Raw genomic sequence first — 26781 nt, 5'->3', positions numbered from 1 at the left:
AATAAAATTGACATCTTTAATTTAAAATAACTTCTCCTAGCCTTTACCCTCACCACTCATATTTTTTAACCACATCCTAAATACGATAAGCAACTCTTAATTTAGCAGATCGAGAACGAGGATTCGATTTTTGTTCTTCTATACTAGGTATAATTGGCTTTTTTGTGATTATTTTTAGATTGGGATGATCTCTAAATTGATTTTTAACGATACGATCTTCTAAGCTATGAAAACTTATCACGGCAATTCTTCCTTCTGGTTTTAACCAACTAGGTGCTATTTGTAAAAATTTCTCTAAAGAAGCTAATTCGTCATTTACTTTAATTCTTAATGCCTGAAAAGTACGAGTGGCTGGATGTATTTTACCATGACGATATTTACTTGGTACACAAGAAGCGATCGCATTTGCTAATTCAAGAGTAGTAGAAAAAGGACGTTTTTCGATAATAGTTTTAGCGATACGTCGAGAAAGTCTTTCTTCTCCATAAAGATAAATTAAATCGGCTAGTTGTTTTTCCTGCCAACGATTGACAATATCTTTTGCCATCAGAGATTGACTGGTATCCATTCGCATATCTAAGTCACCGTCATGACGAAAACTGAAACCTCTTTCCCCTTGGTCTAATTGTGGTGAACTAACACCTAAATCCGCTATAATGCCATCAAATCTGAGATTTAGTGGTTGAAAATTAGCAAAGTTTCCTTGCCAAAAATCAACTCTATTACCGTAATTTTCGAGATTTTTTTGAGCAAAATGCAATGCTTGAATGTCTCTATCGATCGCCATTACTTTTACGGTATTATTATGAGATAAAATTAAGTTAGTATGTCCTCCAGCACCTAAAGTTACGTCTAAATAACTTGCATTATCAATAATGTTTAAAGAATCAATTATTTCTTTAGGTAAAACTGATTCATGAATAAAATTTGCTTCTGTTTTTAACATAAAATTAATGAAGATATTTTTTATAAAAAGTATAATTTTATTTAATTTTTCTTATCGTAAGAACTCAAAGATAAAAAAGTTGAATACTATAATATAAATAATTTTGTCTGAATAATTATATCATAGAAAATATTATCATAATCTCTAAAAAATGAGTAGAATTTTAATTTGGTTTCGTAACGATTTAAGAATTCATGATCAAGCAATTTTAATTCATGGGATTGAACATAATCCTGAAATAATTATCCCTATTTATTGCTTTGATGAACGACAATTTTCAACCACTTCTTTTGGTTTTCCAAAGACAGGTAAATTTAGAGCCAAATTTTTAATCGAAGCCGTTACAGATTTAAGAAAATCATTACAAAAGATAGGGAATAATTTAATTATTAGAAAAGGTATTCCTGAAAATATTATTCCTCAAATTGCCATAGAAAATAAAATAGATTTAGTTTGTTTTTCAGCAGAGGCTACTGCCGAAGAAATTAAAGTGGAGAAAAAATTAAGCAAAAAATTAAGTCAAGTAAATATCAGGATAAAATCTATTTGGCAATCAACTTTATATCACCCTGAAGAATTACCATATTCAATAGCAGATATTCCTGATTTATTTACTAACTTTCGGAAAAAAGTAGAGGCAAAAAGTAAGATTTATTATTGTTTAAAAACTCCTCAAAAATTGCCATCAATTCCTACTATAGAAATAGGTAATATTCCCTCTTTACAAGACTTAGGTTTAGAAGATTATCAACTCTCTTCAAAATCAGTTTTAACTTTTCAAGGGGGAGAAACAAAAGCAATTGATAGACTAAATCATTATTTTTGGGAAAAAGACTGTCTCAAAAATTATAAACAAACTCGTAACGGAATGTTAGGCAGTGATTATTCTTCTAAATTGTCTCCTTGGTTGGCTTTAGGTTGTATTTCCCCTCGTTATATTTATCAACAAGTAAAAAAGTATGAGGAAGAAAGAGTTAAAAATGACTCTACTTATTGGCTAATTTTTGAATTATTATGGCGAGATTTTTTTCGTTTTACCGCCGTTAAATATGGTAATCAAATATTTTATAAATCTGGCTTACAAAATATATCTCTTCCTTGGCAAGAAAATTGGTCAATATTTGAATTATGGTGCGAGGGACAAACAGGCTACCCCTTGATTGATGCTAATATGAGAGAATTAAAATCCACAGGTTTTATGTCTAATAGAGGAAGACAGAATGTAGCTAGTTTTTTAACCAAAAATTTGGGTATAAATTGGCAAATGGGTGCGCAATGGTTTGAGTCTATGTTAATTGATTATGACGTGTGTAGTAATTGGGGAAATTGGAATTATACTGCGGGTATTGGTAATGATGCTAGAGGTTTTCGTTATTTTAATATTCCGAAACAATCCAAAGATTATGATTATCAAGGAAATTATTTACGTCATTGGTTACCTGAAATTGCTCAAATAAAAGGGGAAAAAATACATCAACCTTGGACATTATCACCTCACGAACAGAAACAATTTAATATACAATTAGGAGTTAACTATCCTCTTCCTATGGTGGACTTTTTTCCATCGATAAAAAATAATCAAAAAGTGTACCTAAATTATACTTCATGAACACAGTTTTAATTGTAGAAGATGATCCCATTAACATGAAAGTTTTTTCTAAAATTCTCACTAAACGAGGGGGATTACAGGTAAAAGGCACAGAAAATGTTGATGAAGTTATGGAGATCGCCCGTTCTGGAAATGCTAAAATTATTCTTATGGATGTATCCTTAGCTAATAGTTATTATCAAGGAGAAGCCGTTGATGGGATCAAAATTACTCAACTATTAAAAGCTGATAACAAAACTAAGCATATTCCTATTATTCTTGTAACTGCTCATGCTATGCGAGGAGATAAAGATAATTTTTTGGCAGAAAGTGGTGCAAATGGTTATATTTCTAAACCAATAGTTGATCATCAAGATTTTGTTGATACAGTTAAGGGGATGATTAATAGTTAATTACTAACAGTGGGAGAAATTGACAGTTGACAATTAAATTTCTAATCCCTAATTAATAATGAACTTTTTATTTTTATCTAAATTATTACCTCTTTTATTGTATCCTCTGGGATTGGTATTTTTACTCTTAATTATTGTCTTAATTTTGTGGTGGAAATATCCCCGTTGGCTACCAATTCCTCTTCTTCTTGCCTGTTGTATTTTGTTTATTGGCGGCAACCCTTGGATAAGTAATTTATTAGTTAAATCTTTAGAATGGCAATATATCTCAACTATTGAAGAATTACCAACAGCCGAAGCTATCGTCATTTTAGGAGGAAGTGTTAAGCCAATGATACCCCCTCGTGCAACGATTGAAATTTCAGAATCAGGTGATCGAGTGATTTATGGTGCTAAATTATATAAAACTGGGAAGTCTTCTTTAATTATTCCTTCAGGAGGCAGAATCTCTTGGCGAGGCGGCGGTGAGAATATTCCTTCGGAAGCTGAGGATATGACGGAATTACTGTTAATGTTTGATATTCCCGAATCAGATATTATCAAAGAAGGTGACTCTTTCAACACTTATGATAATGCCGTTAATACTAGGAAAATTTTAGAGAAGTTAAATCTTAATCATATTTTGTTAGTTACCTCAGCATTACATATGCCAAGGGCTGTAAAAATTTTTGAAAAGCAAAATATTAGGGTAACACCAGCACCTACAGACTATCTTGTTATTCACCAAGACTTTTCAGAAGAAGATAATTGGCAAAATATTGTCATTAATCTTTTTCCAGATTCTGCACACTTAAACAACACAACTTTAGCCATAAAAGAATATATTGGTATCATTGTCTATAAACTGAAAGGATGGTTATAAAAATTTTGTTAGCAAAAATTACTTTTTAATTTCTTTTACGTTACGAATATCCCCTTGATAACCAAATATATTTAAAACTTTAGCCGCTTCTTCATAAGTAACTGGTTTTTGAGGTTGAAAAAGAGTCGTGTAATTAAATCCTCTTCTAATATTAGAGTCTTCCCCATTTTGCCAGTCTATATATAATTGTCGCCAACCTTGGGGTTTAATTTTACTCGCATCTTGGAAACCCCATGTTTCCTTGATGGTGTCAAGAGTGGCATTAGGTAATTTTTGGCGAAAATCTAAAGGCACTTTCCATATAATTAAATCATCTCTAGTTAAAGGTTTATCAGGTTGAAAAGTGATAGCATTAGTATCTTGAGTTAAAGATGACGGAATTAAACCAGCCTCAGCCAAACCTTGAATAATAGCAAAATCAGGATCATTTTGTGGAATATCGGTAAAAATTGCCTTACTATCAGGATTAGCAAGACGAATTAACTTACTATTTACATCTGCATAAATAAGATTATTCAGTTTAACTAACCAACGGGCATATTCTCGACGAGTAATAATTTGATGAGGGTTTAAGTTTTGTGTGCTGGGAAGAATACCTAATCTTACTAATTCATCAAGACTAGAAGAATTTTGATTAATATTATTGGTTAAATTTAAAGATTCGGGTTTTTCGGGATTTGTCGGAATGGTAGGAGTCGTCGAAATTAAATTGGGGTTACTAACTTCATAAGTCAGAATAAACTCAGTTTCACTGTTGCGAGGGGTGAAAGATATTTGCAGAGATTGATTTTGTTCTGGTTTTGAAGCTATAATCAAATTATCTTCAGATGGAGAAATAATCCATTTTTTATTGGTTAATTCTTGTTTATAATATTCACTGATTAAATTTAAAGGATCAGAAGATGTCCAAATAATTTTTTTACCATCTACACTCATTAATTTTGCTTGACTATAAACTGGTATATCAGAAGGAAAATCATCAGGTAATTTAAGGGAATTATTATTTGTCTCAGGATTCGTCGCTAGATTTTTAATTTCTGGCTTAGTATCAGTAGAAGAATTACTATTAGATTTAAGTTGAGAATTAGGTGCAAAACGAGATTCTAAGGCTTTATTTCCACTACAACCATTAAGTACAACTATTAAAAACGTAAATAATATATAACGCAATAAAATCATCTAAATCTATTTATTTTAACTATTATCAATTGTTAACATAATCATATTTTTATTTTAACCATTGATTAATATCAACGGTGAGATTTAAAAATCCTCAATCATTTGTTTTCAAAAATATTCTCGAAACATGTTCGATCTTAGCATTTATATACTATGTTTCTCGAAAGTTTGATTATTTTTTTCATAATTTAATCAATTTACAACTAATTTAGAATTGTGATGTTATTCTTTTTCTCGTCTTTCTGATTAATTTTTGAGGTTGCTAATTTGAACTATTATTTTTAGTTAAGGTGAAGAATAGCAAATCAGCAATAAATAATAATAATTAGATTAATTGAATAGTTAATATTATTTCTACTTTTCATGTTTGATCCCTCAATTAAATAACAGCAATTTTTAAGATAAAATGACTTTAATATATTTATCACAGGATAAAATTTTGGGTAGTTTCGTGTCGGCTTTCATCGGACAAAAATTAACTCAAAACAGCAATAAAAATCTGATAAACTTAGATTATGATTATCCTTTAAATATTACTTTTGATATTTTAAAAAATATAGTTAATAATACAAATGACCAAAACTTATTCATCAATAAAATTAAAAATTTAGAAACAATTGACACTCTTATTTGTATTTTTCCTTGGATTATTTATCATTATCAAAATACAGAAAAACTAATTGTTATTAGGAATAATTATTCCGATTTAAAAGTTAACCTAAATAGTATAAATCTTTTTATAAATATTATCAATCTTATCTTAAACCAAGGGTTAAAATCTAATAAAATAATGACTTTTGACAGTGTTGTTTCTTTAAAGAATAAAAATGAAACCATAAACGACTATCTTCTTTTAATCAATCAAATGATTATTAAATGTCAACCACTAACAGAAGTTGATAAAATATTTAAGCAAAATATTCCAGAAGATTCCCTTGCTCTTTATCAAAGTTTATATGCTTTTTTTTCAACTATTTATAATTTTGAAAGTTCCTTAAAAAGAACCCTTTATTTTTCGCAACAATCACAAGCCACCAGTATCTTGACTGGATATTTCTTAGGTTTATATCATGGTTATATTCATATACCTTATCAATGGCGATCGCAAATAAAATTAAATTCACAAATTGCTGAAATCAATCAACTAACACAAAAATTAGTTGCACAATGGCAAGGAAAAATAGACAATAAAAAAAGATAATTAAATTAAAAACTAACGATGATCACTACCTTATTATTAACAGAATTAGATAACGAATTGTCGAAAAGAGATATAAAGTTAGATCCCGACGGATACTTTATTATATATATAAACCGAAAAGATGAATTAATTTGTGCGGATCATTATACAAACGCCATAAATGATCAAGGGTTAGCAGTTGATCCAGATACAGGAGAAGTAATTGCTTGTAAAGGCAATAGTAAACCTAGAATCCCAACTCAAACGTTTATCGGTAGAACAGCAAAGGAAATTTGTGTTAATTTACTAGAAAAAACTCAATCAAGTCCTCTTAGTATGTTAGATCATGCGGCTTATTTAGGGAGAGAATTTATGCGTGCCGAATGGGCTTTAAAAACAGGAGAAGAATATATTCAAGATTAATTAATATTTCTACACTTGCCCAAAATTTTGCTAATATACTGCGAAAAAAACAATAAGTTTAAAAGATTATTGGGTGAATATCATTCACCCCCACAGATTTTTCATCTATTTATTACTATTCAATATTCAAAACGCACACCTTCTGATAAAATACAATCAATAAATGTGCTATGCCTAACAGACATTCTTAAAAGTTTCATTGTAACTAGGAAGAAATATTGATGCCCAAAATCGGCGTTATTTACAACGATATAAAACCTATTGCTTGTCAAGTAGCAGAAAACCTACAAAAGCAATTAGAAAGTAAAGGTTATCAAGTTTATTTAGCTACTGGTTATGCTGGCATTTTAGGATACTCACACCCTCATCGTCCAGTGTGTCATAGCCCTATTGAACAAATTGCTGTCGAAGGATTTGATCACAATATGAGTTTCGCCATTGTCTTAGGTGGTGACGGTACAGTTTTATCTGCTTCTCGACAGGTTGCCCCCCATAACATTCCCCTTTTAACGGTCAATACTGGACATTTAGGATTTTTGACCGAAATTTATCTAAATCAACTTTCTACAGCATTAGAACAAGTTTTAAGCGGTAAATATGAGATAGAAACACGCTCGATGATGAAAGTTACAGTGATTCGAGATCAAACTTCTTTGTGGGAAGCTCTTTGTTTAAATGAAATGGTAGTTCACCGAGAACCTCTTACCAGTATGTGTCATTTTGAAATTGCTATTGGCAGACACTCTCCTGTTGATATTGCTGCTGATGGAGTTATTATTTCTACTCCAACAGGTTCAACTGCTTATTCTTTGAGTGCAGGAGGCCCTGTGGTTACTCCTGATGTTCCAGTATTTCAACTAGCCCCTATTTGTCCTCATTCTTTGGCTTCTCGCTCTTTAGTTTTTTCTGATCAAGAACCTGTTACCATTTATCCTGCTACCCCTAATCAAATGGTTATGGTTGTCGATGGAAATGCTGGTTGTTATATCTTACCCGATGATCAAGTCAAAATTGTCCGCTCACCTTATGATGTTCAATTTATTCGTTTACAATCCCCTGAATTTTTCCGTATCCTCAGAGAAAAATTAGGTTGGGGCTTACCACACATAGCTAAACCAACATCTGTAGAATTACCCTAATCATTGAATTTTTCCCCCATTCCCAAAAAGATTTGTTTCTTCTTTTATCCATTGCTTTTAGAATGATATTTTCATCGGGAAGTTTTTGTAAGTTCTCATCTGTCAGATGTATGGAATAATAACTGTAATTTTATCAATTGTTATATCACTAACTAAGATTTTTAATACTTATACAGCAGTAATATCTGTTCTTCGAATACAAGAGCCCTTCTTCTGATTATTTCAGGGTTAAAGGTGATTCTTCCTGAGATAATTTTTGTATTTTTTATGATCTTTTATTTTATTGAGGCAACTATATTCTATTACATTTGATTAGATGTGATCGCCATTGAAAAATTATTTTCCAAAACACTATTAATCTTTTCTCTCTATAAAATGCGAACTACCCCGAAACCGAAATATCATTGTAACATCTTTCTTGAGATAGAGTCTCCATACTTCCAATGAAAACTGACAACTTTGAGGTGTATTCGCACTTTTATACCCAATATACAAACTCATCAAAATTCTTGGGTTAGAAACCCTGCACTTTTATGGCGGCTTTATATTTCTACTTTACCATATTGACAGCTCTTATTACTCAATATATAATCAAAATATAGTGAAAACTAAAACCATGTTTAAAACTCAGAAGAATAAAATTAGAGGACTGTCTCAAACAGAGTATTTAGCTCTACAAGAAATGTGTAGGTTGTCAAAAAACCTCTACAATGTAGGGCTATACTCTGTTAGGCAGTTCTTTTTTGCTGAGAAAGCATTTCTTCGCTATGAATCGAATTACCATCAATGTAAAACTAATGAAAATTATCAATTATTAAATACTGATATTGCTCAACAAACTTTAAAAGTTGTAGATAGAAGTTTCCGTTCGTTTTTTAATTTAATTAAAAAGGCTAAGTCTGGAAATTACCGATTCAATCAAATATCTCTGCCACGCTACCTTAAAAAAGATGGCTATTTTAGCTTAATTATCCCTAGAATTAAAGTTAAAGATGGATTTTTTAAAGTACCTATGTCTAGGGAGTTTAAGGCTAAATATGGTGAAGTTAAATTACCTTTCCCTGACAGATTAGTTGATAAAAGTTTAAAAGAAGTACGAATACATCCTAAATATAATTGCCAGTTTTTTGAGGTAGAATTTATTACTGAGGAAGAACTACAAATTGTTGAGTTTAAGTCTGACAATGCCTTATGTATAGATCTGGGACTTAATAATTTAGCAACTTGTGTAAGTACCAATGGGGCATCGTTTATTATCGATGGTCACAAATTAAAAAGTTATAACCACTGGTACAATAAATCAAACGCTAAGTTACAATCAATCAAGGACAAACAAGGTACTAAAGGAGTAACTAAAAGACAAGGACGATTATTATTAAAAAGGAATAATCAAATTCGAGATTATCTAAGCAAAACAGCTAGATATATTATTGAAAATTGTCTCAGGTTAGATATTGGCACTCTAATAGTAGGGACGAACAAAGGTTGGAAACAAGATATTAACATTGGAAAAAGGAATAATCAGAATTTTGTTCAAATACCTTTTTATTCGTTAAAAGAGAAGTTAAAATCTTTATGTGAAACTTATGGAATTCAGTACATAGAGCAGGAAGAATCTTATACCAGTAAAGCAAGTGCTTTAGACAATGATCTTATTCCTGACTATAATCCTGATCATACTATTAAATATGCCTTTAGCGGTAAAAGAGTAAAAAGGGGATTGTATGAATCAAAGGATGGTATCAGGGTTAATGCCGATGCGAATGCAGCATGGAATATAAGACGTAAAAGTAACCATGAGGGATTTTCCCAAGTGTGTAAGGGGCTTTTGACTAGCCCTTTAAGAATAAGTGACTTGAATGTAAGTTTAAGTTAATTTCTCAAGAATCCTCGTGGCTTTAGCCCGATGGAGTGCCAAAGTCTTTATCTTTTTTAGAAGATTTAAATAATAATTATTGAGATTAATTTAAGTGATTGTGCAGTGCCATATCATGATTGTAAACTCAGTAAATTTAAGAGTTTCAGAATCGTGAAAAGGTAATACTATATCATCTTTTGCTACATCTGCATTTAATCATTCTATGGGAAAAAGCAAAAGTCGAAAACAAATATATTGTCCATATTTCTTGATAGTAATTGATTTATAATGCTGATGTTCATTAAATATAAGTACTTAAATTATTTATGAAAGCAGTTTTAATGACTAAAGCAGGGGATTTTAATGTACTTCGATTAACAGAAGTCGCCCTTCCACAAATAACAACGCCTACAGAAATTTTAGTAGAATTAAAAGCGGCAGGAATTAACCCTATCGACACAAAAATCCGTAGTCGTGGTACATTTTATCCTGAATCTTTTTCTGCAATTTTAGGTTGTGATGGTGCTGGTGTTGTTGTGGGTATTGGAAAAGAAGTTACAAGATTTAGCTGTGGTGATGAGGTTTATTTTTGTGCTGGTGGTTTAGGAAAACCGAATACGGGAAATTATGCCCAATATGCCGTCATTGAGCAAGATTATGTAGCTATGAAGCCTAAATCATTATCCTTTCCTGAAGCCGCTTGTGCACCCTTAGCATTAATTACAGCATGGGAGTCGTTATATGATAGGGTAAAATTAAATTCTGAAGATACTGTTTTAATTCATGGTGGAGCTGGTGGAGTTGGTCATGTTGCAATTCAGTTAGCTAAACTCAGAGGAGCAAAAATAGCAACTACTGTTAGTAATTCCGATAAAGAAAAATTAGTGCGTAAATTAGGGGCAGATTATCCCATTTTATATAAACAACAAAATTTTGTCTCTGCAATTATGGATTTAACTCAAGGAAAAGGTGTCGATGTGGGTTTTGATACTGTGGGCGGAAAGACTTTTTTTGATACTTGTCAAGCGGTAAAAGTTTACGGTGATGTGGTGACAATTCTTGAACCTGACTGTAGTATTGAAAATTTAAAAACTGCCCGAAATCGTAATTTAAGAATTAGTTTAGAGTTGATGTTAACACCAGCATTAATGAATTTAAAAGAAGCATTAAAACATCAAACTAAAATTTTAGAACAATGTGCGCTATGGTTTGATGCAAGAAAATTAACTATACACCTAGAGCAAACTTTCCCTTTAGCAGAGGCTTCTATGGCACATAAAATAATTGAAAATGGATCTGTCACTGGTAAGATTGCTTTAATTATTTCATAAATACTCTAATTTGTCACTAATAAACATTACTTATCTTCCAAAAAAATCTGTAATTCTTGCCAAATAACAAAAAGACAATCATTAAGACTATGATTACTATTTAATTCTTGTAGAGTGGCGTTACTATGTTTTTTTATATAATTACGGCTAGATTCAATGGGAATAGTTTCGTCATATATTCCATGAAAGATAAGAGTCGGAATTGAGTGACTAATGGAAGATTCATCATAGGAAAGTAAATCTGTCCAAAAATGGTATTTTAAGGGCATTTCTTTTTTATAGCCATAGTGATATATAGACAAAAAACCTTGTTTTTTCCATTCTTCAAGAATTTGTTCACTTATTATATTTTTGAGATGGTTAAAAAAATCAAAGGCTGGAGCGAGTAAAATTAGAGCTTTGATATTTTGAGGATATTTATTTGCTAACCAATTAGTAGTTAATCCGCCAAAACTAGAACCAATTAAAATAAAGTTAGATTGGTTATTATGATTGATAATGTTACTAACTTGATCAATTTGTCGAGAAAGGCTAAGATTAGCGAAGTCTGGTTCATTAAAGTTTATAACGGTTAAGGGTATTGGAATTTGTCGAAATTGTTCTGAAAAATAAAGAGCCTTAGTAGATTCGGGACTAGAAGCAAAACCATGTAAATATAGATATTGACAGTTATTGTTTGTGGGATTTTTACTCATTAAATCTACCTATATTAAGAATTCTTAGATCGAAATCAGATTATAAGCTAAAACCTATTTTACTTGGATTTTTCTCAAGAAGGGAGACGAATAATAATTACCGTTGTATCCAGTTTAGATGTGATAGCTTCAGGTATATTGCCATACCATGCTTGTTTTAATAAACTATCACGAGATGCACCTAAAATAACTAATTCTGATTTTTGAGTTTCCGCTAATTGAATTACTGCTGATACTACTGAAGTTGAGCATACTGTTAAAGATTGTACTTCTGTATTTAGTAAATTTTGCAATTTTTTCGTAGTAGTATAAAGTTGATTACTATTAAAATCTTTTGCTTCTGGTGGATAAACTTTTGTTAGCCAAATTGGTGGTAATTTTTCTTGATTATAAACTTCTAAAAAAGCTGGTAATAATTTTAAACCTTCTTCTATATTTGGTCCTCCAGCCGTTGGTATTAAAAGGCTACCCAGAGGATTTATATTATAAGGGTAAAACTGCTTATTTTTGCCTAATCTAATTAAAATTAACTCACAAGTTGCTTTGTTAATTAAACTGTCAATTAGTTGAGAAAAAACGAATTCTTGTCCATAAAAATTCTGTTTCCATCCCATCACTAATAAATTAATATGTCGTTGTTTGATGATGTCTAAAATTATCTGACTGCGATAATGTCCTACTATTATGCTCGTATGTACGGATATTTTCGCTTTTCTGCCCATTCTCTCTAAATTTTGCATGAGATGTCGGGCATTTTTTTTATCGACTTTGATTGTACTGGGATCTTGATGTTTCGCTATTTTAATCACCTGCACAAATTCTATCTCATATTGATAATAACGAGCAATAGATAGAGCTATTTTTGATAAGGCACGAAAATCGTCATCTTCTTCTATTGGCACTAAAATACGCCCTTTACCTGTGGCTGGTGAACGAGTTTTATAAACTGTATAAGCAGGTTGAGATTTTGTCAAGGCATCAGCTTTTAACTCATTTACCTCTACTCGAATAATATCAGTGCGGGTGATAATTCCCACTAAACGATTATTTTGTAAAACGGGTAAACGGGATAATTGGTAACGATTGAGAAGATATAACACATCACTAAGAGAAACATCAGCTTTGACGGTGATAGGATTTCTTGTCATAATTTCATCAATAGAAATATCACTATTAAAAGTTTCCGCTTTGACTAAATCTGATTGAGTAATAATACCCACGATATTACCATTTTCGACAACGGGAAAACCACGATGATGGGATGTTGTCATCAATTCCAATAATTCCGACATGGATAGATTTGGGGTAACGGTTTCTACCTGAGGTTGCATCACGTCGGCGGCGGTTAAATGACTTAAAAAATGCTCTTGAGTATCGTTATTTTCCTTTTGCAATTCAATACCCATACTGCTTAATAAATGTTGATATACAGAACCATTCTCGAAAGTTTCAGCACTGATATAAGCTACAGCACAAGTAATCATTAAGGGTAATACTAAATTAAAGTTAGCATTCAACTCGAATACAATCATAATAGCTGTAATGGGAACTCTGACAACTCCTGTAAATAACGCCCCCATACCCACTAAGGCAAAAGTTGAAATGCTTTCACTGCCTGAAATATAGCCTTCAAAGTCTCCCACCAAATAACCTAAAGCTGAGCCCATAATCAAAGCTGGTGCGAATAATCCTCCCGGTGCACCCGATCCTGCGGCTAAAATTGTTAAGATGTAATGAGCTAAAAATGCTAAGGCAGTTTGTTGCCAAGTTAATTCTCCACGAATCACAAACTCTTTTAATCCTGCGTTATCCCGAAAAAAAGGCGGTAAAGAGGCGATAATTAAGCCAGAAATTAATCCTGCTACCCCAATACGCACGAATAAAGGTATTTTTAGTTTGTCATTCCACTTGACGCTAAATAAGATACTACGATTAAAAATTGCCCCTAAAATTCCTGCGAGGATACCTAAAAGCAGATAAAAAGGAATTTCGTGAGGGGAAAAGGTAAGATTCTCAATGGATATAATACTTTCAGGTAATTTTAAGTTAGGAGATTGTAAAATTAATGACACTACCGCCCCTGTAAATGAGGCGACAATAGCTGTTTCAAGGGTTAAATTAGAAATATCTCGCATCAATTCTTCTACCACAAACATTACCCCAGCGATGGGCGTATTAAACCCTGCCGCCAATCCTGCTGCTGCCCCTGCCGCTATCATTTGTCTTCGATGTTCGGGAGAAGTGGGTACAAAACGAGTTAATTCACCAGCTAAAGCTGCTCCTATATGGACAGTTGGCGCACGACGACCTAAAGTTAAACCAGAACCTAAAACCAGAATTGTGCCTATAATTTTTACTACAGCTACTCGTAAAGAAAGGGGAATTTTGTATCTAGCTAATGCCGCTTTGACTTGGGGAATACCTCCTCCTGCTGCCGTTGGGGACACATTTTCCACTAAAAAACCTGCTAATCCACCAAAAATTAAGCCAAATAATGGTAAGATGGCGATCGCACTCCAACGATCTACTAATTCTAAGCGATAACTACCTAATAAATTAATTCCTTCTTTAAGTAAAAGTGCTGCTAATGCTGAAAAAATCCCGATTAAACAGGCTTCGATTAAAGCATAACGAGTAGAAATAGATCGTCTTCCAAAATGTTGAGATTTTAACCAATTTCGCCACTGATTAATCATTTTTAAGAGAAAATATGCTCAATTATTAATTACTTAACATGAATAATGAACTTTTCACAAAAGGAATAGAGGAATTTAATCAACAACAATTTTATGCTTGTCATGATACTCTTGAAGAAATTTGGATGGATTCAATCGAACCTGATAAGACATTCTATCAGGGAATTTTACAAATAGCAGTAGGTTGTTATCATCTTAGTAATAATAATTGGCGAGGAGCAGTTATTTTATTAGGAGAAGGTAGTAAAAAATTGCGAGAATATGAGCCTGATTATTTTAATATTGATGTTAGTAACCTACTCGAAAATAGTTATAATTTATTGACTGCTTTACAACAAATAAATCCAGATTCAGCAACTGAATTTTATCAAAAATTAATTAGTAATCAACTGCAAAATAATTTAATTTTACCATATATTAAGATGATAAATTAGCTTTTTCTTTGTAAATTTAATGTTCAAAAAATTTATTAATAAATTTGAAGAAGAAAATAATATATTTTTTTGTTAATACATATAAAATAGCCAAAATATTGTCAACACTAAAAAGTTATACATCAAGGCAAACTCGTAATCAAGACAGGGAATTATTTGATAAAACACAAATTGAATCAATATTAATTACAAAGCAAAAAAGAATAAGTCATGTTATCATTCTAGCCGAAACCTATCAACAATTAATTGCGAAATTACGAAAATTAGAGGACTTAAATTTAGGTAAGACAGCAGAAACAATCAAAAAAAATTATTCAATGATAGAAAGTAAAAAATTTACTGCTATTTTAGGGAAAATTGCCAATGACTATACTCGATTAATTACAATTAGTATTATTTAAAAAACGGTTTACAACCAAAAATTTCTCACTAAATTGCAAAAAAAACGTTATATTTGAAGACTGAACTTTTAATATTTATTAAAATAGTAAAATCTCTTTGAATTAAGTATTTAATGTCTTATTTTGTTATTGATAAATCTAGTCTTTTTTGAGCTTCTTCTAAGGCTTGTTTTGGAGTTTTTTCTCCTAATAAAGAAGATTCGATTGCCCGTCCTAAATTTTCAGAAATAGCAGGATAATCAGCAATAATAGGACGAGATTTCGCTACCTTCATTTGATCTAAAAATACTTGAATAACAGGATTTTCTTTAATAAATTCTTGATATTCAGAACTTTGTTGAGCCTTGATATTAATAGGTAAATAACCTGTTTTTAATGCCCATTGCGTTTGAAATTCTTTACTTAAAATAAACTCTAAAAATTTTAAAGTAGCTTGTTCTCTTTGTGGGTTACTTTTAAAAACAAATAAATTTTCTCCTCCTAAAACTGTGGCACTTTTATTAATAATAGGTATCGGAAAAACATTATAATCAATACCAGATTGTTTTAATTGTGCTAAAGTCCAAGGGCCAGTAATTTGCATTGCTATTTTACCATTAATAAAATTATCTAACTCATAACCTCGATCTGGTGCAGATAAAATGGCACTTTTTTCTTTAACTAAATCTACTCCTAATTGTAAGGCTTTTTCTGTTCCTTCACTAACTAGATTAGGTTGAGTATTTTGGATAATTTCACCATTAGCACTGAAAATAAAAGGCAACCAAACAAATACAGTAAATTCACCTTTTCCTGATGATAATAAAGCTCCATTTTGATCAATTTTGCCATCATTATTATTATCAATAGTCAATTTTTTAGCCACTTCTTTAAAATCATCCCAAGTTTTAGGTATGTTAGTAATTCCCGCTTTTTGAAATAAACTTGGACGATAAAACATAGCAGTATTATTAGTAGCAAAAGGAACAGAATAAATATTATTATCTAACTCCATTGTCGGCAACATCGCTGGATCAATTTCTGCTTTTATTTCTGAATTATTCCACCATTCTTGTAATGGTTTTAGGGCTTGTAATTCTACTAATTTACCTGTTAGTTGCGGTACATACCAAAGCACATCAGGTGTTTGATTTCCAGCTACCCCCGCGATAATTTTCGGTAATTGTTCATCAGGTTGCCCTATATATAAAGCTTCTACTTTTATATTCGGATTTTCTGCATTAAATTTAATTAATAATTCATTAAAAATTTCTCTATTTTCAGGAGGATTAATACCATGCCAAAAGGTGATTTTTGTTATTTTATTATTTGTTGAAGAGTCAGAATTTAAACCACTATTTTGACAACCACTAATAAATAGCAAACTAATAATACAAATAAAGCTGATAGATTTAATCCAATATTGACGACGATAAAATAAGCAAAAACCAGAAAACATAATTAAAATAATATTTTTTTACTGTTACATTTTACTCTTAAAAGAAAATAAACTTCAAATTTCACTAATGTTATTTATTCAATAGTAACTATCGTCGATAAAATAGAAATATAACAAACTTATTTAAAATTGATTAATCTCTTGATATTTTTACCAACTAAAACCATAAATACTACTAACCCTCTTTTTATTTATTTACCCGGCATGGATGGTAGTGGCAAACTTCTTAAAAATCAAACTCGGATTTGGCAAAACTTTGATGTGCGTTGTGTGGCAATTCCTCCCCTTCATGGTATCGAATGGCAAGAATTAACCCAACAATTAATTAATTTAATTCAACAACAATTAAAAGTTAATGACAACAGGGAAGTTTATTTATGTGGAGAATCTTTTGGTGCTTGTTTAGCGATGAAATTAATGGAAAAAATTCCTCATATATTTACTAGGGTTATCTTGATTAATTCCGCCTCTGCTTTTTCTCAACGTCCATGGTTAAATTTAGGTACTTATATTACACAAATCATGCCAGATTTTATTTATCGAGGTTCAACTTTGTTGTTATTACCATTTTTAGCAAAACTAGAAGTATTAAGCATAAGAGAACGTCAAAGATTACTTAGAGTTATGAATTTATTACCCCCAAATATCGTATCATGGCGGATTAATTTATTAGAAAAATTTTTTTTAGATCAACACAAATTAAAACAATATGAAAAAGAAGTTTTAATCATTGCAGGAGGAGAAGATCAATTATTACCATCGGTAGAAGAAGCAACAAGATTAAAAAATATTTTTTCTCAAGCAAAAATAAGTGTTCTTACTCATAGTGGTCATTGTTGTTTATTGGAAAAAAATGTCGATTTATGTAAAATTATAACAGAATCTTAACAATTAATTTTTAGTAATAGATATTGAATTTTTTATTTTGTAGTAAGTAATCTAGGGTTTTTTCTTGATAACTAAAGATAATTTTTAAACTTTATTTTTTCAAAATCAATGACAATATAAAGTTTTGTAAATTTGCCTTCCCTTTTACAAAAAACCTTGTTATCTTATAGGTATAGAAGCAAGTTAAAAGCTTCTTTCGATAGACCAAACAGCTGGTATAAATCCTAATTTAAAAAGTGAGGTGAAAAGGCTGAATAAGATACGTGATATCTGTCTTTCGATGACCGAAACAGCAGTTAGTTTTCTGTTTCATATTTCCTAAACTTGTAAAAAGGGAGCGATGAAACTGAACCAGATCTTAGGGATTGTTTGACGTTCAGTGCAACTCTGTAAAGTCTCAGTTTGGGTAAGGAAAAAAAGTTGATTAATGGAGGTTAAATAAGCTGTTTACGGTAAGTTTGAGTTACGTTTTCGGTAATATCAATAACAGTAGTCAGTACCAAGCCTTGAATTTCCTAAGATATAGCGAAGCAGGGAGTAAGGGAACTAAGTTGAGTGAATTTAGTGCAACTCCAAGCATTCTCAACTAGGATAGGAAGTAAAAAAAGCGGGTCAATATCGGGCTACTGTTATTGTTATGATCAGCTATCTGAAAAATGAGTTAATTATAGAGATTATAAAAACCTAAGAAGTAATTATAAGTTATATTTTTTTGCCCTTTGCTATAATTTGTATATTCTCTACAATATTTACAAATATATGATTAAGGTAACAGGCATTATTAAATATCAAGATATTGGTGTTGGTGTATGGATACTTATTAGTGAAAGTGGTGAAACTTACGAGTTATATAAGCCTTCTGAGGCTATCCGTAAAAAGGATTTAAAGGTGACGGTAGAGGGTAAAATCCGAGATGATATAATGTCTATAGCAATGGTAGGAAAAATATTAGAAATTGTATCTGTTTTATAAAGTTTTTTGCGGTGGTTACTATTTTTTGGCATTGCTGAATTAAGTTATGATTTATGGAGAATTGGACACTACAATTATTGATTATCAGCCAATACTAATTTCACCAGACATTTCTTTTTTAGATGTGGTGAAAAAATTAGCGATGGGTTATGAGTATTTAATCGTAGTAGATGAATTATTACCTTTGGGAGTTATTTCTCAACATTTGATTCTAAAAATTATTGCTTCTAACGTTAATATTTATTCTTTAAAAGCAAAAAATTTTTGTGCAAGTTTTCCCAGTGACAAAAAAGAAAATTTACCAGATATTTTTACTATTGCTAATGATATTTATCAAGACAAATATATAATTTATGGATGCTTAAATAGTCACAATAATTTAATAGGAATTATCACTGCTAAAAGTCTTTGTCGTTATTTTAATACTGAATCTTTTTATCAAAAAATTTCTTTAGAGGAAATAGTTGAGCCTAATTTAATTTTAATTAAAAAAAATACTTCTTTACTATCAATTATTGAAAACTTAAGTACCAATAATCATCTTCAAGGATTTATTTCAGATTTTGGTAATAGAATTTTTAGTTTGTTTTCTATTATTAAGGCTTTAGTTAATCCTGATTGGAAAACTCAAGTTATTGAAAATTTGAGTTTTGAGCCTTTGAAGTATTTAGATGATCAGGAAAAAATTACCACAATTAGTAAATCACTAGAGAAAAATTATAGTATATTAGTTAATCATTATTTTCCTAATTCTATTATTAGTTATTATACTAATAAGTATCAAATAGACGTTAAAACTCATAATAATAATTCTTGCTTTTTACATTTATCCAACCAAATTAATTTGGTTAATCCTCGTCATTTTATTAAAGTTTTAACTCCCTTTTGGCAATATCAATATTTAAAAAAACAGCAAAAAGAAATTGATAATGTCAAAAATGCTTTTAAAATTGAAAGAAAACAAGTAGAAAAAGAAAAATTAATCTCTCAACTCAGTTACCGTATTCGTCAATCTCTACATTTAGATGAAATATTAAGTAGCACAGTAAATGAGGTAAGACAGTTTTTAGATTGTGATCGAGTTATCGTTTATCAGTTATATCCTGATGGAGATGGGGTTATTATTGCCGAGTCGGTAAAAAATGGAGTAATGTCAATTTTAGGCAGGATAGTACAAGATAACTGTTTTGCCAAAGATTTTATTCAACCTTATCTTAACGGCAGAATTCAGGCGGTGAATAATGTTTTTACGGCAAATCTTTCTCCTTGTCATTTGGATTTATTGTTGGGGATACAAATACAAGCTAACTTAGTTGTACCAATTATTTTTCATAATCGACTTTGGGGTTTATTAGCCGCTCAAAATTGCCTTCAACCTCGAAATTGGTTAGAAGATGAATTAGAATTATTACAAAAATTAGGCTCACAGGTAGCCATAGCTATTCAACAATCAGAATATGCCCAAAAAGCATTACAAATAGCACAATATCAAACTGCCATCGCTACTTTAGGAAACACGGCATTAGCTACCAATGATATAAGTATTTTGATGAATACTACCGTCAATATTGTCAGTAAAACTCTGAAAGTAGAATATTGTGACTTGTTAGAATTGCAGTCAAATAATGCCTCTTTTTTACTCAAAGCAGGAGTTGGTTGGTTATCAGATTGGATAGGATTGGCACAAATTGGCTCTTCTCCTCGTTGGATGCAGGGTTATACTCTAAAGATGATGCAACCAGTGGTAACTGAAGATTTGTTAGTAGAAACTCGTTTTAGCCCTCCTTCTTTCTTACATAATACTGGTATTGTTAGTGGTGCAATGGTGACAATTGGGGGTAAAGAAAATTGTTTTGGAGTTATGGGTATTTACAGCAAAACTCTCCGTAAATTTACGACAGAAGAAATTGATTTTTTACAAACAGTTGCTAATGTTTTAGCCACAGCCATTGAACGCACTCAAACTCAGCGACAACTCAACTACTTTTTTGATCTTTCTCTGGATATGTTTTGTATTATAGGAAAAGATGGATCATTTAAGCGTGTTAATTCTAGTTTCTTAACGACTTTAGGTTATACCGAAGAAGAAATAATTAATCAAAATGTACTTTCTTGTGTGCATCCTGATGATGTGGAAATAACAAAGCAAGAATTGGAAAAATTGGATAGTGGTTTTCCTAGTGTAAATTTTGAGAATCGTTGGTTAACCAATGATGGACAATATCGTTGGTTAGCATGGAAAAGTCTTCCCTATGATGAGGGTATTATTTATGCTGTGGCTAGAGATATTACTTTAGCAAAACAAGCGGAGTCTCAATTACGTAGTCTTAATGAAGAGTTAGAAATAAGGGTAAAAGATCGGACAGAAGAATTAGAGCATACTACCACACAGTTAAGAACTTTTGTGCAAACAGCCGGTACTGTTTTAGTGGTACTTAATCAAGAATATCGTATCATGGAATGGAATGAGGAAGCCGAAAAAGTATTTGGTTGGCAAAGGGATGCTGTGTTGGGGGAAGATTATTTTTTACTGTTTATTGCCCCTGATGAAAGAGATATTTTGAGGGATAAATTAAATATAACTTTAAATGAGGGAACAGTTCAACGAAATTTAGAGAATAAAATCTTAACAGCGGATGGTAGCGAAAGAACTTTGTTATGGAATGTTAATCGTTTTACTGATAATTATGGTCAAGGAATTGGTATTATTGCTTGTGGACAAGATATAGAAGAAGTTCGACTAGCACAATTGCGATTAAAATTAAGTGAGCAACGTTTTCGCAGTATTTTTAATCAAGCAGCCGTTGGAATTGTACAAGTTAGTCTTCCGGGTAAGATAGTTTTAGTTAATGATAAGTTTATTCAACTAATGGGTTATACTCGTGAACAATTAGCGGATGTAGATTTTCATTCTCTCATTGATTCCGATGATGTTTCCCCTACTCTGACAGATTTATCGGGTTTATTATCAGGTTATCATGCGACTTTTGAAAGAGAAATTCGTATTCGCTGTGCTGATGATCAATTATTGTGGGTTAATTTAACTATGTCTGTAGTATGGGTGGCAGTTGATCCATCCTACTTTATCGCTATTATTAATGATATAAGTGGTCGTAAACAAGCGGAAGCCTCATTACAAGAAAGTGAAGGAAGACTAAATAGTGTATTAAGCTCTTTACAAGACGTAGTTTGGTCAATGTCATTACCAGATTTGCAACCCCGTTATATAAATCCTGCTTGTCAAATATTATATGGTCATTCTCCTGCAGATATTTTAGCAAATCGAGGCATCTTATTAGATATGGTAGTCTCAGAATATCGTCAATCAGTGGAAAAAACTTGGGCAGATATTATGGAAAGTTATGAGTTAGGTATTTTACAAAATGATTATGGGAAAAGTTGGGAGTTAGAATATAAAATTCAATTATCGACGGGGGATACTCGTTGGATTCGAGAAAGATCTCATATAGTATATGATAAATATGGTAGAGCAGTAAGTATTGATGGTATTTCTACGGATGTGACGGAAAGACATTTAGCGGAAGAAAAGTTGTTTAAATCTTTACAAGAAAAAGAAATATTATTAAAAGAAGTTCATCATCGGGTAAAAAATAATTTATATGTTATCTCAGGATTATTGAATTTACAATCTAGTTATATAGAAGATGAAGCTGTAAAAATTCTGTTTCAAGACAGTCAAAATCGCATTCAAACCATGGCAGTAATTCATGAGCAATTATATCAGTCTCATGATCTTTCTCAAATCAATTTTGCCGATTATATTAACCGACTGGTATCAAATTTATTTCTTTCTTATAATCATTATCATACAGGTATTAAACCCATTACCCATTTGCAAGAATGTTTTTTAAGTATTGAAACAGCAATTCCTGCTGGGTTATTAATCAATGAATTAGTAACTAATGCTTTTAAACACGCTTTTCCCAATGGAGAAGGAGAAGTTACTATTAATTTGATGGTAAAAGAAGAAGAACAGGTAAAATTAGAAGTGATAGACAATGGTATCGGATTACCAGTAAATTTAGACTGGGAAAAAAGTAACTCTTTAGGGTTACGATTAGTTCGATTATTAAGTCAACAATTAGATGCTGAAATATTCGTTAATGGTAATAGTCAAGGGACAATTTTTTCCATTACATTTACTCCGGAATAATCCTAAAATAAATTTGATTTTACTGATAAAGTAAAAGATAAAATATTAAAATTACATTATACTTAAGAGTTTTATGGAGGTTTAATTAATATTAAAATCTATAATTGTCACCTTTTTCACTTATTCTTTAATTTATTCTTAGTCAAGAGGTAAAAAATGAACACCGCACAAATTTTGATAGTCGAAGACGAATTAATAGCGGCGGAAAGTCTAGCGTTAGATTTAGAAAAACTCGGTTATAAAATTTGTGGGATTGTCAACTCAGGAGAAAAAGCCATTGAAAAAGTTAAAAAATCTCAACCTGATTTAATTTTAATGGATATTATGTTAAAGGGAAAAATGGATGGTATTACTGCCGCACAAACCATTTATAGTGAATACAAAACTCCGATAATTTATCTTAGTGCTTATGCTGATAATGAGACTCTTAATCGTAGTAAGTCAACTCCTGTTTATGGTTATTTAGTTAAGCCTTATAAAATTGTTGATATTCGCACTACTATTTCTATTGCTTTAGCCAAGCATCAAGAAGATAAACAAAGAGAAACAGATTTATCAGCGGAAAAAAAACTAAATCAAATCAAAACCCAAGCCTTAGCTACTGCTTCTCACGATTTACGTACTCCTTTAACGAATATTCTTGGTTATACTGAATTAATTCGAGATTATGGCGATCGCATTTCTGCCGATAAAAAAGAAAGATACTTTAATTTCATTAAGTCTGCGGTAGTAAAAATGACAGACTCATTAGAAGATTTATTACTAATCAGCAAAGCAGAAGAAGGAAAAATTACTCTTTATCCTCAGTATTTTAATATTGTAGAATATCTCAGTATTATGATTGATGAATATAATAACTTAACAGAAAACCATGACTTAAAATTATATTCCAATGAAGAAAATTATGAAGTATATTTAGACCAAAAAATCCTTAATCATATTCTTAATAATTTAATCTCTAATGCTATTAAATATTCTCCTGAAGGAGGAAAAATTATTATCCAAATTCAGTGTGAAGAAAAAGAAATTATTTTAAAAATAGAAGATGAAGGTATTGGAATACCAGAAAATTATCAAACAAAATTGTTTGCTCTTTTTGAAAGAGGAGATAATGTGGGTAATATAAAAGGTAATGGTTTAGGCTTATCTATAGTAAAAAAAGCAGTAGAATTGCAAGGTGGAAAAATAGAAGTTAAAAGCAAAGAAAACGAAGGAACAATATTTACTGTTATGATTCCTCGAAAATATAATTAGGAGTGTTATTTTTTAAAATTTTTTTGAAGGTAGGCAATGGATAAGGAGCAATTTATAGGAGTTTGATACATTTTTTACGAATTTTTAAAAACGCAAGTTAAATGAGTTTTAGCTTATTTATAAATTAATCAACTATTGGTTATAGTTACTGTAAAGAATAACTTTTAATATTGGTCTCATTTTTCAATAATAAACTCCAAAAATCAACTATTTTTTCCGATAATAATTTAGCTTCAAAATAATGAAAAAAGTGTTCTCCTTGAGGACATTGCCATAAACAGTCTTCAGGTTTTAAATAAGACTTCCATTTTTTGATTTCATCCCAAGAAACAATTTTATCATTTTTACCACCACAAACCATTAATGGTGAAGAAATTTGAGTTATGGGTAAATTAAATCTCTGATAAAGAGAATGAGGAGATAAAGAATATAACAAGGCTTTTTCTAAAAGTTGAATAAAGGCTTTTTGATAATATTGATTATGATAACCAAATAAATTTCTGGCTAATTTTGCTAGAATTATGTCTTTACTGCATTGAAGATTTGATCGCATTATATAGTAATAACTAACCCAATCCCAACCAGCATTACCACCTACCCCCAAAATTGTCAAAGATTTAACTTTTTGAGGATATTTTTGTGCATAATATAAACCTAATAATCCGCAAGTACTATGTCCAATTAAATGTACTGGTTTGTTGATTAAACTTAAATAATTGTCTAATAATTCTATTGCTTGATCAATAGATGTACTTTCATCTTGATGAATTTTATATTCCCATTGACCAATTTTTGCATGACTAGATAAATATTTAATAATGGGTAAATTAAAACGGAGTAAATAAGGGTTGCTATTTAACCAAAGTACATCAGGATTTTTGAACATTTTTCTCAATAATTACTAAATAATTTAAAAAAGTATCAGCAAGATTTTTAACCATTACCTTGCTTAATACATAGTAACCGATTCTTATTGATAATTTTTATCAAATACTTATTTAATAATATATCTGATAATGATAATTATTGCAAGTTATTCTCATTATAAAAAATATATGTGATAAAAAAGTTTGATTGATAAAATTAAGAGGTAGTTAATGGATTATCCCTATCGGAGAGAGGAAAAAAACTGATCAATCAAGATTTAGTTTTAGTATTTTTAAAAATATAGGAATGTTTTATTGAGGTAATAGAATCAAAAATATTGAATTATTCAATAAAAATAACCAAAATTTAGCACTTTTTGTCAAGTAGTATTTTTTTATATTTATAGATTTCTGATTTATTCAGGAAACTTTAATTATTTTTTTTACCCAGTCGTTAAGATTATAGGTGTTAAGACGATAGGTAAGAGGATTGGCAACTAAATAGGCACTACTTTCAAATAAAACATCAATTTCAATTAAACCATTTTCTCTTAAGGTTTTTCCCGTTGAGACTAAATCGACAATGGCTTCTGACATTCCTGTAATTGGACCCAATTCTACTGAACCATATAACGGTACAATTTCCACAGGTAAATCTAGTGATCGAAAGTACTCTTTAGCACAATTGACAAATTTAGAAGCAACAATACCATGAGCGGGTAAATCAACAGAACTACGATAAGGGCTATTTTCTGGTACAGCTACAGACATTCGACAATAACCAAAACCTAAATTAGCAATATTAGCAACATTAGCTTTTTTTTCTTTTAACACATCATAGCCCACAAAACCTAAATGAGCTTGACCATATTCTACATATACGGGGACATCTTGGGCTCTAACTAATACGGCTTTAGCTAATCCTTGAGAATCTTCAATTTGTAGTTGACGGTTACTAGAAGAAAGAAATAAACTAAAATCAAGTCCTACTTGTTGACAAAGTTCGATGCTTTCTTTTAGAAGTGCGCCTTTAGGTAGTGCGATGGTTAACATAATTATAAGTATTTTTATTGTTCTTTATTAATTATCAGTGAAGAGTAGATCATGTCAATGAAGATTTTATTGGTGGAAGATGAGAAAGAATTAGGAAAAAGTCTGGCACGGATTTTAACTCAGGAAGGTTATGAGGTGAAATTATGTCATGACGGTAATGAAGGATTAAATTTAGCTTTGACACAAAATTATAATTTACTAATTCTTGATTGGATGTTACCGAATAAGACTGGTTTAGAAATTTGTCAAGGTTTAAAATCTCATATTAATCAATCTATCGCTACAACTCCTGTATTATTTTTAACAGCAAAAGATACTTTAGATGATCGAGTAATTGGTTTAGATGCTGGTGCTGATGATTATTTAATTAAACCCTTTGAATTAAGGGAATTATTAGCTAGAGTGAGGGCATTATTACGTAGATTATCAGTAAATATTGAGCCTCAGCCAAATAAAATAAAATTAGAGGTTGCAGACTTAGAGATAGAGCTAGAGAATCAATTAGCTTATCGTAACGGCAGATTAATTAAGTTATCAGAAAAAGAAGTTAAATTATTAGAGTTTTTTAGCCTTAATCTTAATCAGCTAGTAACTCAAGAGGAAATCTTTGAGTATCTTTGGAGTGAAGAAGAATCCCCTAGTAGTAACGTAGTAGCCGCAATGGTAAGATTACTAAGGCGTAAAATTGAAAAAGATAATGAACCAATCCTAATTCATACCATTTATGGTAAAGGTTATTGGTTCGGTTTACAATCCGATGGGTAAAATTTTAATGAAAACATAGTAAAAAACTAATAGTAACTTTTTGTTGTGATTAACTTTCACCGTTTAAGAATGTCCTTACCAACTTTTTCTTTGGGATAGAAAAATAGTGAAAGATAGACTGGGAAAACAAGGAGATTGTTTTTTTTGAGTCAATAAAGTTATTTTAAAAAGACACAAATATTGAAAATTTTTCTACCTCTTGACTTGTCCACTTGTCTTATCTTCA

22 protein-coding genes are annotated in these 26781 nt (G+C 30.8%); 15 read left to right on the top strand and 7 right to left on the bottom strand.

The genetic code is table 11. The features are described from left to right. Positions 1-76: 76 nt before the first annotated feature. Positions 77-946: a 16S rRNA (cytosine(1402)-N(4))-methyltransferase RsmH gene (gene rsmH, locus GM3708_RS12660; protein WP_066347582.1), complete on the bottom strand. Its 870-nt coding sequence runs from the start codon at positions 944-946 to the stop codon at positions 77-79. 151 nt (positions 947-1097) lie between these two features. Here rsmH and GM3708_RS12655 point away from each other — a divergent pair, with 151 nt between their 5' ends. Genes GM3708_RS12655 through GM3708_RS12645 form a run of 3 tightly spaced genes read left to right on the top strand, consistent with a single transcriptional unit; the run spans position 1098 to position 3809 of the window. Beyond that, positions 1098-2555 carry a DASH family cryptochrome gene (locus GM3708_RS12655; RefSeq protein ID WP_066347579.1) on the top strand — a complete coding sequence of 486 codons (1458 nt, stop codon included), beginning with the start codon at positions 1098-1100 and terminating at the stop codon, positions 2553-2555. Further along, positions 2552-2947 (top strand): response regulator, encoded by a 396-nt coding sequence (locus GM3708_RS12650; protein WP_066347576.1) that lies wholly within the window; start codon positions 2552-2554, stop codon positions 2945-2947. Before GM3708_RS12655 ends, GM3708_RS12650 begins: the two co-directional genes overlap by 4 nt. Before the next feature lie 58 nt (positions 2948-3005). Then, positions 3006-3809 (top strand): YdcF family protein, encoded by an 804-nt coding sequence (locus GM3708_RS12645; RefSeq protein ID WP_066347568.1) that lies wholly within the window; start codon positions 3006-3008, stop codon positions 3807-3809. A gap of 18 nt (positions 3810-3827) precedes the next feature. Here the strand turns inward: GM3708_RS12645 and GM3708_RS12640 are convergent, their stop codons facing one another. Then, on the bottom strand, positions 3828-4988 hold the full coding sequence (locus GM3708_RS12640) for an S-layer homology domain-containing protein (protein WP_066347566.1): 1161 nt from the start codon (positions 4986-4988) through the stop codon (positions 3828-3830). Between the two features lie 406 nt (positions 4989-5394). On the opposite strand from GM3708_RS12640, the gene GM3708_RS12635 reads away from it, so the two are divergent. From GM3708_RS12635 to GM3708_RS12615, 5 genes are all read left to right on the top strand, one after another. Then, complete coding sequence (locus tag GM3708_RS12635) at positions 5395-6189, top strand: hypothetical protein (protein WP_066347563.1); 795 nt, start codon at positions 5395-5397, stop codon at positions 6187-6189. An 18-nt stretch (positions 6190-6207) separates the two neighbouring features. Continuing rightward, positions 6208-6591, top strand: a complete 384-nt coding sequence (locus tag GM3708_RS12630) for a DUF4346 domain-containing protein (protein ID WP_066347560.1) — start codon at positions 6208-6210, stop codon at positions 6589-6591. Between the two features lie 221 nt (positions 6592-6812). After that, a complete protein-coding gene (locus tag GM3708_RS12625; RefSeq protein ID WP_066347552.1) occupies positions 6813-7730 on the top strand; it encodes an NAD(+) kinase in 918 nt (305 codons plus the stop codon). Between the two features lie 616 nt (positions 7731-8346). Next, positions 8347-9606: an RNA-guided endonuclease TnpB family protein gene (locus GM3708_RS12620; protein ID WP_066347550.1), complete on the top strand. Its 1260-nt coding sequence runs from the start codon at positions 8347-8349 to the stop codon at positions 9604-9606. 308 nt (positions 9607-9914) lie between these two features. After that, entirely contained in the window at positions 9915-10919 is a 1005-nt protein-coding gene (locus tag GM3708_RS12615; protein ID WP_066347547.1) for a zinc-dependent alcohol dehydrogenase family protein, read from the top strand. Positions 10920-10945: 26 nt separating this feature from the next. Here GM3708_RS12615 and GM3708_RS12610 read toward each other — a convergent pair whose 3' ends face one another. Both GM3708_RS12610 and GM3708_RS12605 read right to left on the bottom strand, forming a co-directional pair. Next, positions 10946-11614: a YqiA/YcfP family alpha/beta fold hydrolase gene (locus tag GM3708_RS12610; RefSeq protein ID WP_066347545.1), complete on the bottom strand. Its 669-nt coding sequence runs from the start codon at positions 11612-11614 to the stop codon at positions 10946-10948. A gap of 74 nt (positions 11615-11688) precedes the next feature. Continuing rightward, positions 11689-14310 (bottom strand): chloride channel protein, encoded by a 2622-nt coding sequence (locus GM3708_RS12605; protein WP_066347543.1) that lies wholly within the window; start codon positions 14308-14310, stop codon positions 11689-11691. A 38-nt stretch (positions 14311-14348) separates the two neighbouring features. Here GM3708_RS12605 and GM3708_RS12600 point away from each other — a divergent pair, with 38 nt between their 5' ends. Both GM3708_RS12600 and GM3708_RS12595 read left to right on the top strand, forming a co-directional pair. Then, the gene (locus tag GM3708_RS12600; RefSeq protein ID WP_066347541.1) at positions 14349-14744 is read left to right on the top strand and encodes a DUF309 domain-containing protein; all 396 of its coding nucleotides are present in this window, start codon (positions 14349-14351) and stop codon (positions 14742-14744) included. A 98-nt stretch (positions 14745-14842) separates the two neighbouring features. Next, complete coding sequence (locus GM3708_RS12595; protein ID WP_066347539.1) at positions 14843-15145, top strand: prevent-host-death protein; 303 nt, start codon at positions 14843-14845, stop codon at positions 15143-15145. A gap of 118 nt (positions 15146-15263) precedes the next feature. Here the strand turns inward: GM3708_RS12595 and GM3708_RS12590 are convergent, their stop codons facing one another. After that, complete coding sequence (locus GM3708_RS12590) at positions 15264-16583, bottom strand: ABC transporter substrate-binding protein (RefSeq protein ID WP_066347531.1); 1320 nt, start codon at positions 16581-16583, stop codon at positions 15264-15266. 141 nt (positions 16584-16724) lie between these two features. Between GM3708_RS12590 and GM3708_RS12585 the strand changes: the two genes are divergently transcribed. The 4 genes from GM3708_RS12585 (at position 16725) to GM3708_RS12570 (ending at position 23871) form a co-directional block, all read left to right on the top strand. Continuing rightward, positions 16725-17471 (top strand): alpha/beta fold hydrolase, encoded by a 747-nt coding sequence (locus GM3708_RS12585; RefSeq protein ID WP_066347529.1) that lies wholly within the window; start codon positions 16725-16727, stop codon positions 17469-17471. Between the two features lie 759 nt (positions 17472-18230). Beyond that, positions 18231-18443: a hypothetical protein gene (locus GM3708_RS12580; protein ID WP_066347521.1), complete on the top strand. Its 213-nt coding sequence runs from the start codon at positions 18231-18233 to the stop codon at positions 18441-18443. A 46-nt stretch (positions 18444-18489) separates the two neighbouring features. After that, positions 18490-22617: a PAS domain S-box protein gene (locus tag GM3708_RS12575; RefSeq protein ID WP_066347518.1), complete on the top strand. Its 4128-nt coding sequence runs from the start codon at positions 18490-18492 to the stop codon at positions 22615-22617. 156 nt (positions 22618-22773) lie between these two features. Then, positions 22774-23871: an ATP-binding protein gene (locus GM3708_RS12570; RefSeq protein ID WP_066347516.1), complete on the top strand. Its 1098-nt coding sequence runs from the start codon at positions 22774-22776 to the stop codon at positions 23869-23871. 145 nt (positions 23872-24016) lie between these two features. Here the strand turns inward: GM3708_RS12570 and GM3708_RS12565 are convergent, their stop codons facing one another. Next, the gene (locus GM3708_RS12565; protein ID WP_066347514.1) at positions 24017-24757 is read right to left on the bottom strand and encodes an alpha/beta fold hydrolase; all 741 of its coding nucleotides are present in this window, start codon (positions 24755-24757) and stop codon (positions 24017-24019) included. Between the two features lie 400 nt (positions 24758-25157). Next, positions 25158-25790 carry an ATP phosphoribosyltransferase gene (gene hisG / locus GM3708_RS12560; RefSeq protein WP_066347510.1) on the bottom strand — a complete coding sequence of 211 codons (633 nt, stop codon included), beginning with the start codon at positions 25788-25790 and terminating at the stop codon, positions 25158-25160. A gap of 57 nt (positions 25791-25847) precedes the next feature. Between hisG and GM3708_RS12555 the strand changes: the two genes are divergently transcribed. Further along, positions 25848-26555: a response regulator transcription factor gene (locus GM3708_RS12555; RefSeq protein ID WP_066347508.1), complete on the top strand. Its 708-nt coding sequence runs from the start codon at positions 25848-25850 to the stop codon at positions 26553-26555. Positions 26556-26781: the final 226 nt, after the last annotated feature.

The sequence above is a fragment of the Geminocystis sp. NIES-3708 genome (assembly GCF_001548095.1).
Classification (GTDB): Bacteria; Cyanobacteriota; Cyanobacteriia; order Cyanobacteriales; family Cyanobacteriaceae; genus Geminocystis.
Note: the sequence above shows the minus strand (reverse complement) of the source record. Positions and strands in the feature narration are given on the sequence as shown.